Genomic DNA, 14246 nt, shown 5'->3' on the forward strand with positions numbered 1-14246 from the left:
CCGATGACACCGATCCTCACCCAGATCGGCGACACCGACCACGCGAAGCGCTCGCTGCCCATCGCGAGCCGCCAGACCGTCGTCGCGCACACGCGGGTCCTCCTGCGCGACCACCGCCGGCCGCTGCTCGTCGTGCTCGCGCTGCACGGCCTCGCCGCGCTCGTCGGCCTCGTCGGGCCGTGGGTCGTCGGGCAGGTCGTCGAGGAGGTCACACGGTCGGGTGCGCAGGCCGCGAGCCTGCGCCGGATCGACGTCCTCATCGCCCTCCTCGTCGCCGCGATCCTCACCCAGACCGTCCTCACGTGGTTCGCCCGCAGGGCGGCGTTCATCCTGTCCGAGCACGTCTTCGCGCGGCTGCGTGAGGACTTCGTGCGCGACGCCGTGCGGCTCCCGCTGTCGACACTCGAGCGCGCCGGCACCGGCGACCTCGTGGCGCGCACGACCAACGACATCGACGCGATGACCCACGTCATCCGCTTCGGCATCCCCGCGATCGTCGTGTCCGTCATGACCGTGACCGCGACCGTCGTCGCCGCGGTCCTCACCTCACCGCTGGCCGCGCTGGCGCTGCTCACTCCCCTGCTCGTCCACGTGCCCTCGAGCCGCTGGTACCTCAAGCGCGCCGGACAGGTCTATCTCTGGGAGCACGCGAGCTATGCCCGGCTCAACTCCGTCGGCGCCGAGACCATCGACGGTCTGCGCACGATGGACAACCTCGGACTGTCCGCCGAGCGCGGCGCCCGGTTCGACGAGGCGCTCGACGAGGCCGGGCGTGCCGAGCGGGTCGGCGTCGGCCTGCGGTTGCGCTGGTTCCCGTGGCTGGAGATCGGCTTCTTCCTGCCCATCGCCGTGTCCGTCCTCTGGGGCGGCTGGCTCGCCTGGAACGGCCACGTCTCGATCGGCGCCGCCACCGCGGTGACGCTCTACATCCAGCAGATGCTCGACCCTCTGGGCGACCTCATCAGCTGGCTCGACGAGATCCAGTTCGCTGCGACCTCCCTGTCGCGTGTCCTCGGTGTCGGCGAGGTGCCACCCGACCGCGTCGCCACCGGTGAGCAGCCGCTCGGCGAGACGATCGAGGTCGAGGACGTCCGCTACTCCTACCGCGAGGGGCGCGACGTCCTGCACGGTGTCTCGCTGACCCTGCGACCCGGTGAGCGGCTCGCGATCGTCGGGCCGTCCGGCGCCGGCAAGTCAACGCTCGGGCGCCTCATGGCCGGCATCGACGGCCCTCGCACGGGCCGCGTCACCGTCGGTGGCGTCCCGCTCGTCGACCTCACCCTGCCCACGCTGCGCGGGGAGGTCGCGCTCGTGACCCAGGAGCACCACGTCTTCGTCGGCACCGTCGGCGAGAACCTCCGCCTCCCGCGCCCGTCCGCCTCCGACGACGACGTGTATGCCGCGCTCGACGCGGTCGACGCGGCCGGATGGGTCCGGGCGCTGCCCGACGGTCTCGACACCACCGTGGGCTCGGGTGGGCACGTCCTCACCGAGGCCCAGGCGCAGCAGCTCGCCCTCGCCCGTCTCGTCCTGGCCGACCCGCACACCCTCGTCCTCGACGAGGCGACCTCGCTGCTCGACCCTCGCGCCGCGCGCCACCTCGAGCGCTCGCTCGCGGCGGTGACGCAGGGCCGCACCGTCGTCGCGATCGCGCACCGGCTGCACACGGCATACGACGCCGACCGGGTCTGTGTCGTCGAGGACGGTCGGATCACCGAGCTCGGCACGCACGACGAGCTCATCGCGCGGGACGGCGCGTACGCCGCGCTGTGGCGCGCCTGGCGAGACGAGGACTGAGGGACCGGGTCCCATGCTCTGCGTGGGCGGACTGAGGGACCGGGTCCCACGCTCTGGGAGGGCAGGCAAACCTCAGGGACGCGCGGGCACGTCCATGCCGGCCGGGTCCGACAGGTGACGCAGCAGCGCACGCTGCAGCATCCCGGCGTGGACGCCGTCGACGATCCGGTGGTCGGCGGTGGCCACGAGGACGACGGTGGGGCGGACGACGACCTCGCCGTCGACGACCACGGGGCGGTCCCGCACCGCGCCGACCGCGAGATAGACCGGCACGCGCGCGAAGGGCACCGCGGCGAGGTGTGCCTCGTCGAGCCCGAGACTTCCGACGTTGGAGACGAAGGCGGTCCCGAGGGGCCGTCCCGGCTGCCCGACGAAGCCACGGCCCAGGCCGCCGGTGACCACGCTCGCCAGCCCCACGGCCGGGCGCATGGCCGCGACCGGGAGCGCGCGCAGGATCGAGCTCGACCGACGGAACGATCGGTCCTCACCGGCACGAAGGTCACGCGCACCCGCCTCCACCGCCCGAGCGACCTCCACGGTGGTGAGCCGGTCGACGCCGTGGACGCGCACGGGTGCCAGGTCCGCGCCGTCGTCGATGTCGACCGCGAAGGCGACGGTGCAGTCCTCGATCGGGACGATCCGCCCGAACACCACCCGCGCCCTGGCCTCGGGCACCTCGCGCATGGCCCGTCCGAGGGCGGCGCCGACGACGTGGGTCAGGGTCACCCGGACGCCGTGCTCGGACCGCAGCCGGTCGACGTGGTCGAGCACGGCCGACACGTCGACCTCGACCCGCGCCGAGATCCGGCCCTCCGAGGGCGCGCGCCAGGTCGCGACGGCGATCTTGCGGCGCACGCTGCGCGGGCTCATCCCGTCGTCCCGTCGGCCGCGGGCCGGGCGACGGAGGCGGCCGGCGCCATAGAGGCGGCCGGCGCCACAGAGGCGGCCGGCGCCACGGAGACGGCGGGCGCGGCGTGGGTGACGTGCGCGACCCCGGTGAGGGCCGCGCGCACGACGGCCCGTGGTGCGTGCGACAGCCCGGCCAGCGGTGCCGCCCGCCGCGGCAGGGTGAGACGCGGGCGTCCCGCCTCGATCGCCGCGACGACGGACCGGGCCACGTCGGCAGGCTCGAGGTCACGCAGGAGCCGGGTGCGGCGGGCCCTTGCGAAGGCCGCTGCCGACGTCGGGTCCTCGACGATCCGGTCCATCATCGACGAGGCCACCGGGCCGATCTCGACGGTGAGCGTCCGCACTCGCGTGCCGCGCAGCTCGAGCCGCAGCCCGGCCATCGACGCCGACAGGGCGGCCTTCGTGGCGCCGTAGAGCGACAGCCCGGGGAAGGTGGCGACCGCGGACAGGGACGACATCGCCACGACGGACCCGCTGTCGCGGGCGATCATGGCGGGCAGGACCAGCCGCGTCAGCTCGAGCGGAGCGGCGATGTTGAGGGCGACCGTCCGCTTGACGTCGCCCGGGCCGGCGTGCGCGAAGGGCCCGACTGCCTCGACCCCGGCGTTGTGCACGAGGACGTCCACGGGGCCGTGCTCCGCCACGGCGGAGGCCACGACGTCGGGGAGCGACGCGAGGTCGGTGAGGTCCGCCGGGACGGCATGCCCCCTCACCTCGTCGGCGAGCTCGAGCAGTGGCCCGAGCCCCCGGGCGACCACGGTGACCCGGGCTCCGCGGCGGGCCAGCTCACGGGCCAGGGGCCGACCGAGGGAGCCGGTCGCGCCGGTGAGGAGGACATGTCTGCCGGAGAGTCGCACCGTCACAGTCTGCGGGACCGCAGCGCTCAGACCGTCTGCAGCGCCGGCATACCGAGATCGACCCGACGCACCTCGGGCACGGCCGGGTGTGCCGCCGGCACGGGGTCGAGGCGGCGGTAGTCCTCGCCCTGCACGGGACGCTCGTCGACGTCGCCCTTGTTGGGCCACAACGACATCGCGCGCTCCGCCTGCGCGGTGATCGTCAGCGACGGGTTGACCCCGAGGTTCGCCGAGACCGCGGACCCGTCGACCACGGAGATGCCCGGGTGGCCCCAGAGGCGGTGGTAGGGGTCGATGACACCGCTCGTCGGGCTCTCGCCGATCGCCACGCCACCGAGGAAGTGCGCGGTGAGCGGCACGTCGAACACCTCGCCCCAGGTGCCACCGGCCACGGTGTAGTCGCCGGTCACCTCCTGGAGCCGGCGCGCGACGGCGTGCATCGAGTCGTGCCCCTCCTTGATGAAGCTCGGGTTGGGCAGCCCGTGCCCCTGCTGCGAGGTGAGCCGGCGCCGCCCGAAGAGGCCACGGCGACCCGACACCCGCAGCGAGTTGTCGTGCGTCTGCATGACGAGCCCGATGACGGTGCGCTCGCTCCACCGCGTCGTCATCGGGAACTGCCTGAGCAACGCCTGGGGCTGCTTCGCGAGCTCGATGAGGAACTGGACCGGTCGCGGCCACCGCGTGTCACCGGGGACCATGAGCGTCGTGAGCAGCCCCATCGCGTTGGAGCCGGGGCCGTAGCGGACGTTCTCGACGTGCGTGTCCTCGGTGGGGTGGAACGACGCCGTGATGGCGACGCCCTCGGCGAGGCCCGCCTCGGGGTGCGGGTGCTGGGTCATCGCGCCGAGCAGCGCCTCGCTGTTGGTGCGGGTGAGGTGACCGAGCCGGTCGGAGATGCGCGGCAGCTCGCCCTCGTCACGCATCGCGTGCAGCAGCGTCTGGGTGCCCCAGGTCCCGGCGGCGACGACGACGTGGCGTGCCGTGATGACGCGTGGGTCGCGGCCGTGGACGGGTCCGGTCCGCTCGTGCAGGACACGGTGGACGGCTCCGCCGGTCCCGTATGCCGGGTCCGCTCCTTCACTGCCCGGCACGACTCCCAGCCGGGTCACGGTGCGCATCGGCTCGATGACGACACCGAGGGCCTCGGCGAGGTGGAGGTAGTTCTTGCGCAGCGTGTTCTTGGCGCCGTGACGGCAGCCGACCATGCAGTTGCCGCACTCGACGCACCCGGTGCGGCGCGGCCCGGCCCCGCCGAAGTAGGGGTCCTCGACCTCGACGCCGGGCTGTCCGAAGAAGACGCCGACGGGGGTCTTGCGGAAGGTCTCGGGCACGCCCATCTCGGTGGCGGCGTCGCGCCAGATCTGCTCGACCGGGCCCTCGCACGGGTTCTCGACGACACCGAGCATCGCCGACGCCGTCGCGTAGTGCGGCTCCAGCTCGCTCGACCAGTCGGTGATGTGGCCCCACTGCTGGTCGCGGAAGAACGCCTCCGGCGGGACGTAGAGCGTGTTGGCGTAGTTGAGCGAGCCGCCCCCCACTCCCGCACCGGCGAGGATCATGACGTCGGGCAGCCGGTGCACCCGCTGGATGCCGTAGCAGCCGAGCTGCGGCGCCCAGAGGTAGTTGCGCAGGTCCCACGAGGTCGCGGCGTGGTCCTCGTCCTCGAAGCGCCGGCCGGCCTCGAGCATGTGCACCGAGTAGCCCTTCTCGGCCAGGCGCAGCGCGGCCACCGACCCGCCGAAGCCGGTCCCGATGACGACGACGTCCACGTCGACGTTCACGTCGTCGTTCACATCCACGGCCGAGTCACCACCGCTCACCGCAGCCCCAGCCCCTTCATGGCCCGCAGGGCGAGGGTGAGCCCCTTGGTGTAGGTCTCCTGCGAGACACCGGGCAGCGTGGCGAGGGGCGCGATGACGTGCTGCGCCGTGACGTTCTGGCTCTCGGTGTACTTGAGGATGCCCTCGCGTCCGTGGCGGCGGCCGATGCCCGAGGCCTTCATGCCACCCATCGGCGCGCCGGTGCTCGCCCAGGCGGGGATGAAGCCGTCGTTGATGTTGACCGTCCCCGTGCGGATCCGCGAGGCGATCCGGCGGGCGCGGCGGACGTCGCGGCTCCAGACCGAGGCGTTGAGGCCGTACTCGGTGTCGTTGGCCAGCTCGACGGCCCGGTCGTCGGAGTCGACCTCGTAGAGCGACACGACCGGTCCGAAGGTCTCGCCGTCCCGGCACTCCATGTCGGGGGTGACGCCGGACAGCACCGTCGGCTCGTAGACGAACGGACCGATGTCGGGCCGCGCGCGACCACCGGCGAGCACGATGGCGCCCTTGGCCCGCGCGTCGTCGACGTGCCGGGTCACGGTGTCGAGCTGGGCCTGTCCGACGAGCGAGCCCATCTCGGGGCCGTACTCGAGCGACGTGCCGAGGCGCATCGCCTCCACCGCCTCGACGAACGAGGTGACGAACTCGCCGTAGACGTCACGGTGGACGAGCAGCCGCTCGGCGCTGATGCAGACCTGCCCGGCGCCGTTGAAGCAGGCGCGCAGCGCACCCGCCACGGCCTTGGGGACGTCCGCGTCGGCGGCGACGTACATCGAGTTCTTGCCGCCGAGCTCGAGGCTGAAGCCGACGAGCCGCTGCGCGGCGGCGACGCCGACGGTGCGGCCGGTGGGCGTGGAGCCGGTGTAGCAGACGTAGTCGGCCTGGTCGACGACCGCCTGTCCGGTGGTGGACCCCGGTCCGAGCACGACCTGGAGCACACCCTCGGGCAGCCCGGCATCGATGAGCAGCTCGTGGGCCGCGAGCGCCGTGAGCGAGGTCTGCTGGTCGGGGCGCAGCACGACGGCGTTGCCCGCCATGAGGGCCGGCAGCGCGTCGGTGATCGCGAGGATGAGCGGGAAGTTCCACGGCGAGACGATGCCGACGACACCCTTGGGCAGGTGGCTCACGACCGTCTGGGTGACGATCGGGAAGACCCCCATGGGGTGCTCGTCCCTGAGGTAGGACGGCGCACGGCGGGCGTAGTGCCGCGCGGTGTTGGCGGTGTCGGCGATCTCGGCGAAGGCGTCGTGGCGGGTCTTGCCGCTCTCGAGCTGGATGAGGTCGAGCAGCTCCATCTGGCGGGTGAGGACGAGGTCGTGGAACCGCAGGAGGACGGCGGCGCGCCCGGCCAGGCTCGTGCGGGCCCATGCGCGCTGGGCGGTGCGGGCCGTGGCCACGGCGACCGAGACGTCCTGCGGCGACGAGACGGGCAGCGAGGCAAGCGGCGCACCGGTCATCGGCGTGTGGCTCACGTGCTGCTCCGCCCCGGGGCTCGCGACGACGCGGGAGGCGAGCCTGCGTGCGCGGCTCGGGTCCACGGCATACGTGGCGGTGGGGTCGAGCTCCGGGTCTGCGATGACGTCGGCCATTACCCCAGAGTAACCTCCGCGCGCCCCGCAGGACAGGGGCGAGAGTGAGACCTGCGACCCACCACCGGCCCGACGGGCGAGGGGTCAGCCGCCTTCGTAGGGCGCGACGACGACCTCGACCCGCTGGAAGTCCTTGAGCTCGGTGTAGCCGGTGGTCGCCATGGCGCGGCGCAGGGCACCGACGAGGTTCGTTGTGCCGTCGGCGACCCTGCTCGGACCGAACAGCACCTCCTCGAGCGAGGCCACGGCGCCGACCTCGACGCGCTCGCCACGCGGCAGCTCGGAGTGGTGGGCCTCGGGTCCCCAGTGGAAGCCACGGCCGGGCGCCTCGGTGGCGCGGGCCAGGGCGGCGCCGAGCATCACGGCGTCGGCACCGCAGGCGACCGCCTTGACGATGTCGCCGCTCGTGCCGACACCGCCGTCGGCGATGACGTGGACGTAGCGGCCACCGCTCTCGTCGAGGTAGTCGCGGCGGGCGGCGGCGACGTCGGCGATCGCCGACGCCATCGGCGCGTGGATCCCGAGCGTGCGACGGGTCGTGTGGGCGGCCCCGCCACCGAAGCCGACGAGCACGCCAGCGGCGCCGGTGCGCATGAGGTGCAGCGCGGCGGAGTAGGACGCGGCGCCACCGACGATGACCGGCACGTCGAGCTCGTAGATGAAGCGCTTGAGGTTGAGGGGCTCGGCGCGGCTCGAGACGTGCTCGGCCGAGACGGTCGTGCCACGGATGACGAAGAGGTCGACGCCCGCGTCGACGACGGTCTTCCAGAGCTGCTGGGTGCGCTGCGGCGTGAGGGCACCGGCGACCGTGACCCCGGCCTCACGGATGGCGCGCAGCCGCTCGACGATGAGCTCGGGGACGATCTCGGCCTGGTAGATCTCCTGCATCCGCGCGGTCGCGAGCGCCGGCTCGAGCGTCGCGATCTCGGCGAGCAGCGGCGCCGGGTCCTCGTAGCGGGTCCACAGGCCCTCGAGGTCGAGGACGGGCAGCCCGCCGTGCTTGCCGAAGGCGACCGCCGTCTCGGGCGACATCACCGAGTCCATCGGCGCACCGATCACCGGGAGGTCGAAGTGGTAGGCGTCGATCTGCCACCCCACGGACACCTCTTCGGGGTCGCGCGTTCGGCGCGACGGCACCACGGCGATGTCGTCGAAGGAGTACGCGCGCCTGGCCCGCTTGCCACGTCCGATCTCGATCTCGTTCACCCCGGAAGACTAACGGGGCGCCCGGGGAACAACGGACTGGCGCCGGGGGTTGGGAGCGGAGCACAATGCTCGGTGCGGGTGTTCCCGCGCGCCGGCAATGGAGCCGACCACCCACACCCATTGCTCTGAGGAGTCCTCGCCCGTGTCCAGCTCTGCCCCCATCGAGTACCCCGACAAGATCGACGGTGCCGTCCTCAAGGTCGCAGGTGTCGTCGTCCTCGGCGCCATCATGTCGATCCTCGACATCACCGTGGTCAACGTCGCGCTGCCGGATCTCCAGGTGACGTTCACCGGGGTCGACAACCCGCTGCCCTACTCCACGGTCGCCTGGACTGTCACGGCCTACACCCTCGCGCTCGCCACGGTCATCCCGCTCACGGGCTGGGCCGCCGACCGGTTCGGCACCAAGCGCCTCTACATGCTGGCCCTGCTCCTCTTCACCCTCGGGTCCGTCCTCTGCGCCGCGGCGACGAGCATCAACATGCTCATCCTCTTCCGCGTCATCCAGGGCCTCGGTGGTGGCCTCCTCATGCCGCTCGGCATGACGATCATGACGCGCGCCGCGGGCCCGGCCCGCATGGGTCGCCTCATGGCCATCCTCGGCATCCCGATGCTGCTCGGCCCGATCGGTGGCCCCATCCTCGGCGGCTGGCTCATCGACAAGGTGTCCTGGCACTGGATCTTCCTCATCAACCTGCCGCTCGGCGTCGGCGCCCTCGTCTACGCGTGGTGGGCCCTGGCCAAGGACGCCCCCGAGCCCACCGAGTCCTTCGACTTCGTCGGCATGCTCATGATGAGCCCGGGCCTCGCGGCCTTCCTCTACGGCATCTCCTCGATCCCCGAGGAGGGCACGTTCTTCTCGGCCAAGGTGCTCGGCTTCGCCGGCGTGGGGCTCGCGCTGATCATCGCGTTCGTCTTCTACAGCTTCAAGCCCGAGCACCCGCTGCTCGACCTGCGCCTGTTCAAGAACAAGAACCTCACGTGGTCCATCGTCACGATGTTCATCTTCGCCGGTGCGTTCTTCGGTGGTCTGCTCCTCGTCCCGACCTACCTCCAGCAGGTGCGCGGCGAGGGTGCCCTCGACGCCGGTCTCCTCGTCGCCCCGCAGGGCATCGGCGCCATGCTCACCATGCCGATCGCCGGCGCCCTCGCCGACAAGTTCCCGGTCGGCCGCATCGTGCCCTTCGGTCTCGCGACGATCACCGCCGGCATGTTCGCGCTCACCCGGGTCGACGGCACCACGTCCTACTGGGGCTACCTCATCCCCGTGCTCTTCGTCATGGGTCTCGGCATGGGCGCGACGATGATGCCGCTCATGACGTCGGCCATCAAGACCCTGACGTCGCACCAGGTGGCGCGCGGCTCGACGCTGCTCAACATCAGCCAGCAGGTCGCGAGCTCGATCGGTGTCGCGATCATCTCGGTCGTCCTCACCAACGGCCTCACCAAGGACCCGCTCGTGTCGCAGGCCGGCGCCTTCGCCGAGGCCTCCAAGGCCGACCCGGCCAACACCGCGTCGCTGCTGCGCGAGTTCCCGCTCGTGGGCGAGATCCTCGGCCGCTTCGGCAACGACGCGGCCGCGGGCCAGGCGGCGCTGCAGGACGCGGTCCACAACGCCATGGGCGAGGTCTTCGGCAGCACCTTCCTCGTCGCCGCGATCATGGTCTCGTTCACGCTGGTCACGGCGGCCTTCCTGCCGCGCAAGCACGAGGAGAGCCACCTGCTCGACGACGCGGACGCGGCCGACGTCGCCCCTCCGGTCATCCTGCACTGACGCCCTCGCACCCGTCCTGAAGGCCGGTCCACCGTTCGCGGTGGGCCGGCCTTCGGCATGCTGGGGGCATGCAGGCACCACGCCCCGGACCGTTCGACGCCATCACTGACGTGGCGGGAGTCCGCGTCGGCCACGTGACCCGCGACGAGCCGGGCTGGCTCACCGGCACCACGGTCGTCGTCCCACCCGAGGGCACGGTCGGCGGTGTGGACGTGCGCGGCGGGGCGCCCGGCACCCGCGAGACCGACCTGCTCTCCCCCACCTGCTCGGTCGACCGGGTCGACGCGGTGGTCCTGTCCGGTGGCAGTGCCTTCGGTCTCGCGACGGCCGACGGCGTCATGCAGGCGGCGTATGCCGCCGGGCTCGGCTGGCCGGTCGGCGAGCCGGGCGAGGTCGTCCCGATCGTGCCCGCGGCGGTCGTCTTCGACCTCGGTCGCGGTGGCGCGTTCGCCCACGTCCCGACCGCCGACGACGGAGCCCGGGCCTGGCGCGAGGCCCGCGACGGTGCCGTGGCCCAGGGGTCGGTGGGCGCCGGCACGGGGGCTCGGGCCGGCGGGCTGCGCGGCGGGGTCGGCACGGCGAGCGCCGTCGTCGACGGCGTCACCGTGGGTGCGATCGTCGTCGTCAACGCGATGGGCTCTCCCTGCGCTGCCGACGGCAGCCTGTATGCCGTCCGCTCCGGTCTCGCGGACGAGTTCGCCGACGTGCCCACGCCCGACCCTGCCTCGGCCCAGTCCTACTGGGACGAGCAGGAGGCGGCGTTGCAGGCCCTGCGTGCAGGGACGGCCACGACGATCGGCGTCGTCGCGACCGACGCGGCGCTCACCAAGGTCCAGTGCCGCAAGCTCGCCGAGGTGAGCCACGACGGGCTGGCCCGAGCGCTGTCACCGGTGCACACGGCATACGACGGAGACGCGATCTTCACCCTCGCGACGGGTGACGTCGCAGCGCCGACCGAGCTCGACCTCGTCCGGGTCCAGCAGGCCGCCGCGGACTGCGTCACGCGCGCCATCGGTCACGCGATGCTCGCCGCGACCTCGGTCGACCGCACGGCCGACGGCGGAGTCGCCCTGTCGTCGTGGCGCGACCGCCTCACGCTCGGCTGAGACTCAGCCGAAGTGCCGGATCATGAACTCGGTGTCGACGTCGTGGCCACCGGTGGGGTCCGGCGGCGGCGTGACGTCCTGCGAGGTCGTCATCTCGTCCACCGTGATGCGCGGCAGGTCGACGTGGACTCGCTGCTCGAGGTCCCTGGGGGTCCCGGTGTCGGCCATCTGCGCCCTCCTGCGTCCGCTGGTGCACCCAGTGTGACGCACGGACCTCAGCGCGAGGAGTAGTTCGGCGCCTCGACGATGCCGGAGATGTCGTGGGGGTGGCTCTCCTTGAGACCCGCGGTCGTGATCCGGACGAAGCGGCCCTTGGCCTTGAGGTCCGGGACGGTGCGGGCGCCCACGTAGAACATCGACTGGTGCAGACCGCCGATGAGCTGGTGCGCGACGGCACCGACCGGGCCGCGGTAGGCGACCTGGCCCTCGATGCCCTCGGGCACGATCTGGTCGTCGCTCGTGACGTCGGCCTGGAAGTAGCGGTCCTTGGAGTACGACTTCTTGCCGCGCGAGCTCATGGCGCCGAGCGAGCCCATGCCGCGGTAGGCCTTGAACTGCTTGCCGTTGATGAAGACGAGCTCACCGGGCGACTCCTCGCAGCCCGCGAACAGCGAGCCGATCATCACCGAGTCGGCACCGGCGACGAGCGCCTTGGCGATGTCGCCGGAGTACTGCAGGCCACCGTCGCCGATGAGCGGGATGCCAGCCGGGCCACAGGCCTGCGCGGCGTTGTGGATCGCGGTGACCTGCGGGACGCCGACACCGGCGACGACGCGGGTCGTGCAGATCGAGCCGGGGCCGACCCCGACCTTGACGCCGTCGACGCCGGCGTCGATGAGCGCCTGGGCGCCGCTGCGGGTGGCGATGTTGCCGCCGATGATCTGGACGTGGCGGGTGGCCGGGTCCTTCTTGAGCCGCTCGATCATCTCGAGCAGGAGGCGGGCGTGGCCGTGGGCCGTGTCGACGACGAGCACGTCGACACCGGCCTCGATGAGGGTCGTGGCGCGCTGCCAGGCCTCGCCGAAGTAGCCGACGGCAGCACCGACGAGCAGCCGGCCGGAGCCGTCCTTGCTCGCGTGGGGGAACTGCTCGGACTTGACGAAGTCCTTGACGGTGATGAGCCCGGTGAGGCGGCCCTCGCCGTCGACGAGCGGCAGGCGCTCGCGCTTGTGCTGGCGCAGCAGGCTCGTGGCCTCGTCGTGGCTGATGTCCTCACGACCGGTGATGAGCGGCGAGTGGGTCATGACGTCACGCACGAGGGTCGTGCCCCACTCGGCGACCGGCGTGAAGCGCAGGTCGCGGTTGGTGACGATGCCGAGGAGGTGCATGCCGGGGTCGACGACCGGGAGGCCGGAAACGCGGTAGCGGCCGCACTCCTCGTCGAGCTCCTCGAGGGTCGCGTCCGGACCGATCGTCACGGGGTTCGAGATGCGGCCCGTCTGGGTGCGCTTGACGAGGTCGACCTGGTAGGCCTGGTCCTCGATCGAGAGGTTGCGGTGCAGGATGCCGAGCCCACCCTGACGGGCCATGGCGATCGCCATCCGGGCCTCGGTCACGGTGTCCATCGCGGCCGAGACGAGAGGCACGCGCAGGCTGATCTCGCGGGTGAGTCGCGACGTCGTGTCGACCTCGCTGGGGATGACGTCGGTCTCACCCGGCTGGAGGAGCACGTCGTCATAGGTGAGGCCGAGCTCCGCGAACGGCGCGGGGAGGCCGGACGCGCCCAGCTCGGCAGCGGCCGGGCCGGGGGCCGGAGGCGGGGTGGTCAGCGGCGCCGGAGCGGCGGCTTCGGCCTCGAGGTGGGTGGGGCGGTCGACACCAAGGCTCATCTGCCGATTCTAGAGCAGCGGCCACGAGGCACCGAACCGGCGCCCAACCGCCGGTCCCCCACCCCGCTGACCTGCGGTTCCCGGTCGCGCCGCAGGACTTTGCCAAGTTCTTACCCCGCACTGACCCAGATCTTGCCATGCGGTTCCTAGCCTGACACTGCCCACGAGGGATGAGCCGACGAGAGAGCTTGCCGAGGACTCGGCCAGCAGCGGACAGGAGGGGACATGACCGACATCGCACGACTGCCCAAGCCGACGCTCGACGTCTGGGAGTGGCAGTTCGAGGGACACTGCCGTCAGGTGAGCCCCGAGGTCTTCTTCCACCCCGAGGGCGAGCGCGGCAACCAGCGCCGCAGCCGCGACGACCGCGCCAAGGCCGTGTGCGACTCCTGCCCGGTGCTCCGCCGTTGCCGTGAGCACGCCCTTGCGTCCCGCGAGCCCTACGGGGTGTGGGGCGGGATGACGGAGGACGAGCGCGTCCGAGTCATCAACAGACGTGAGCTCGCGAGCTGACTGCCCTCGCCGCGAGTGATCGAACCGCCGGCTGGCTGGGAGTGACCAGGGACATTCCCAGCCAGCCGGCACAACGTGCCGGGTGGCTGGGACGGATCAGGGTGTGATGTCCCGGTCACCCGAGCATGAACGACACACCCGCATCCGCATGGATGCGGGTGGTGTCGTAGAGGGGGACGCTGCTGTCCGCCTGCGAGACGAGCAGTGAGACCTCGGTGCACCCGAGGATGACCGCCTGCACCCCCCGTTGCACGAGCGAGGCGATGACCTCGCGGTAGGCGTCGCGCGACTCGTCACGCACGACGTCGAGGCACAGCTCGTCGTAGATCACCCGGTGGACCTCCGCACGCTGACCCGCGTCGGGGACGAGGACGTCGATGCCACGTCCGGCCAGCCGGCCGGTGTAGAAGTCCTGCTCCATCGTGAACGCCGTCGCCAGCAGACCGACCCGCTCGATGCCGTCGGCGAGGACCGCGTCGGCCGTGGCGTCGGCGATGTGGAGCAGCGGGAGGCCGCACGCCTGCTCGAGCTCGTCGGCCACCTTGTGCATCGTGTTCGTGGCGAGCAGCAGCGCCTCGGCACCGCCGCGCTCGAGCCCCCGCGCTGCGTCGGCGAGGACGGCGACGGTGGCGTCCCAGTCGCCGTCGTGCTGGGCCTGGGCCACCGGGGCGAAGTCGACGCTGTGGAGAAGGAGCCGGGCCGAGTGCAGCCCGCCGAGCCGCTCGGCCACGCAGCGGTTGAGCATGCGGTAGTAGCTCTCGGTGCTCGTCCAGCTCATCCCGCCGAGGACTCCCAGCATGCGCATGGCTCGGAGCCTAGGCCACGCGCTCGACCTATCCTTGGCAG

General features: G+C 72.1%; 12 protein-coding genes. 4 read left to right on the forward strand and 8 right to left on the reverse strand.

All coding sequences use genetic code 11. The features are described 5' to 3' along the window. Nucleotides 1-3 precede the first annotated feature (3 nt). A complete protein-coding gene (locus KLO01_RS02640; RefSeq protein WP_147061998.1) occupies nucleotides 4-1797 on the forward strand; it encodes an ABC transporter ATP-binding protein in 1794 nt (597 codons plus the stop codon). Nucleotides 1798-1869: 72 nt separating this feature from the next. On the opposite strand, the gene KLO01_RS02645 is transcribed toward KLO01_RS02640, so the two are convergent. The 5 genes from KLO01_RS02645 to KLO01_RS02665 all read right to left on the reverse strand — a co-directional run bounded on the left by KLO01_RS02645 (nucleotide 1870) and on the right by KLO01_RS02665 (nucleotide 8178). Further along, on the reverse strand, nucleotides 1870-2667 hold the full coding sequence (locus KLO01_RS02645) for a 2-oxo acid dehydrogenase subunit E2 (protein ID WP_147061999.1): 798 nt from the start codon (nucleotides 2665-2667) through the stop codon (nucleotides 1870-1872). Further along, complete coding sequence (locus tag KLO01_RS02650) at nucleotides 2664-3563, reverse strand: SDR family NAD(P)-dependent oxidoreductase (protein ID WP_186827887.1); 900 nt, start codon at nucleotides 3561-3563, stop codon at nucleotides 2664-2666. Before KLO01_RS02650 ends, KLO01_RS02645 begins: the two co-directional genes overlap by 4 nt. Nucleotides 3564-3589: 26 nt before the next feature. Then, the gene (locus tag KLO01_RS02655; RefSeq protein ID WP_147062001.1) at nucleotides 3590-5344 is read right to left on the reverse strand and encodes a GMC oxidoreductase; all 1755 of its coding nucleotides are present in this window, start codon (nucleotides 5342-5344) and stop codon (nucleotides 3590-3592) included. Nucleotides 5345-5379: 35 nt separating this feature from the next. Next, complete coding sequence (locus KLO01_RS02660) at nucleotides 5380-6972, reverse strand: succinic semialdehyde dehydrogenase (RefSeq protein ID WP_147062002.1); 1593 nt, start codon at nucleotides 6970-6972, stop codon at nucleotides 5380-5382. A gap of 84 nt (nucleotides 6973-7056) precedes the next feature. After that, complete coding sequence (locus KLO01_RS02665) at nucleotides 7057-8178, reverse strand: GuaB3 family IMP dehydrogenase-related protein (RefSeq protein ID WP_147062003.1); 1122 nt, start codon at nucleotides 8176-8178, stop codon at nucleotides 7057-7059. Nucleotides 8179-8320: 142 nt separating this feature from the next. Here KLO01_RS02665 and KLO01_RS02670 point away from each other — a divergent pair, with 142 nt between their 5' ends. Next, the gene (locus KLO01_RS02670) at nucleotides 8321-9952 is read left to right on the forward strand and encodes a DHA2 family efflux MFS transporter permease subunit (protein ID WP_307725651.1); all 1632 of its coding nucleotides are present in this window, start codon (nucleotides 8321-8323) and stop codon (nucleotides 9950-9952) included. Nucleotides 9953-10020: 68 nt separating this feature from the next. Then, a complete protein-coding gene (locus tag KLO01_RS02675; RefSeq protein WP_147062005.1) occupies nucleotides 10021-11058 on the forward strand; it encodes a P1 family peptidase in 1038 nt (345 codons plus the stop codon). 3 nt (nucleotides 11059-11061) lie between these two features. Here KLO01_RS02675 and KLO01_RS17030 read toward each other — a convergent pair whose 3' ends face one another. Then, nucleotides 11062-11226 carry a hypothetical protein gene (locus tag KLO01_RS17030; RefSeq protein ID WP_186827888.1) on the reverse strand — a complete coding sequence of 55 codons (165 nt, stop codon included), beginning with the start codon at nucleotides 11224-11226 and terminating at the stop codon, nucleotides 11062-11064. Between the two features lie 47 nt (nucleotides 11227-11273). Continuing rightward, nucleotides 11274-12887: an IMP dehydrogenase gene (gene guaB / locus KLO01_RS02680; protein ID WP_246136021.1), complete on the reverse strand. Its 1614-nt coding sequence runs from the start codon at nucleotides 12885-12887 to the stop codon at nucleotides 11274-11276. Between the two features lie 225 nt (nucleotides 12888-13112). Here guaB and KLO01_RS02685 point away from each other — a divergent pair, with 225 nt between their 5' ends. Then, complete coding sequence (locus KLO01_RS02685; protein ID WP_147062006.1) at nucleotides 13113-13400, forward strand: WhiB family transcriptional regulator; 288 nt, start codon at nucleotides 13113-13115, stop codon at nucleotides 13398-13400. Nucleotides 13401-13515: 115 nt separating this feature from the next. Here the strand turns inward: KLO01_RS02685 and KLO01_RS02690 are convergent, their stop codons facing one another. Further along, entirely contained in the window at nucleotides 13516-14205 is a 690-nt protein-coding gene (locus KLO01_RS02690) for an aspartate/glutamate racemase family protein (protein ID WP_147062007.1), read from the reverse strand. Nucleotides 14206-14246 lie beyond the last annotated feature (41 nt).

The organism is Knoellia locipacati, from assembly GCF_007992835.1.
Taxonomy (GTDB): Bacteria; Actinomycetota; Actinomycetes; order Actinomycetales; family Dermatophilaceae; genus Knoellia; species Knoellia locipacati.

Bases quoted from the DNA above. Each gene is read 5' to 3' on its own strand.
- KLO01_RS02690 (WP_147062007.1), bottom strand. From the start codon at position 14,205: ATGCGCATGCTGGGAGTCCTCGGCGGGATGAGCTGGACGAGCACCGAG.
- KLO01_RS02640 (WP_147061998.1), top strand. From the start codon at position 4: ATGACACCGATCCTCACCCAGATCGGCGACACCGACCACGCGAAGCGC.
- KLO01_RS02645 (WP_147061999.1), bottom strand. From the start codon at position 2,667: ATGAGCCCGCGCAGCGTGCGCCGCAAGATCGCCGTCGCGACCTGGCGC.
- KLO01_RS02675 (WP_147062005.1), top strand. From the start codon at position 10,021: ATGCAGGCACCACGCCCCGGACCGTTCGACGCCATCACTGACGTGGCG.
- KLO01_RS02660 (WP_147062002.1), bottom strand. From the start codon at position 6,972: ATGGCCGACGTCATCGCAGACCCGGAGCTCGACCCCACCGCCACGTAT.
- guaB (WP_246136021.1), bottom strand. From the start codon at position 12,887: ATGAGCCTTGGTGTCGACCGCCCCACCCACCTCGAGGCCGAAGCCGCC.
- KLO01_RS02685 (WP_147062006.1), top strand. From the start codon at position 13,113: ATGACCGACATCGCACGACTGCCCAAGCCGACGCTCGACGTCTGGGAG.
- KLO01_RS17030 (WP_186827888.1), bottom strand. From the start codon at position 11,226: ATGGCCGACACCGGGACCCCCAGGGACCTCGAGCAGCGAGTCCACGTC.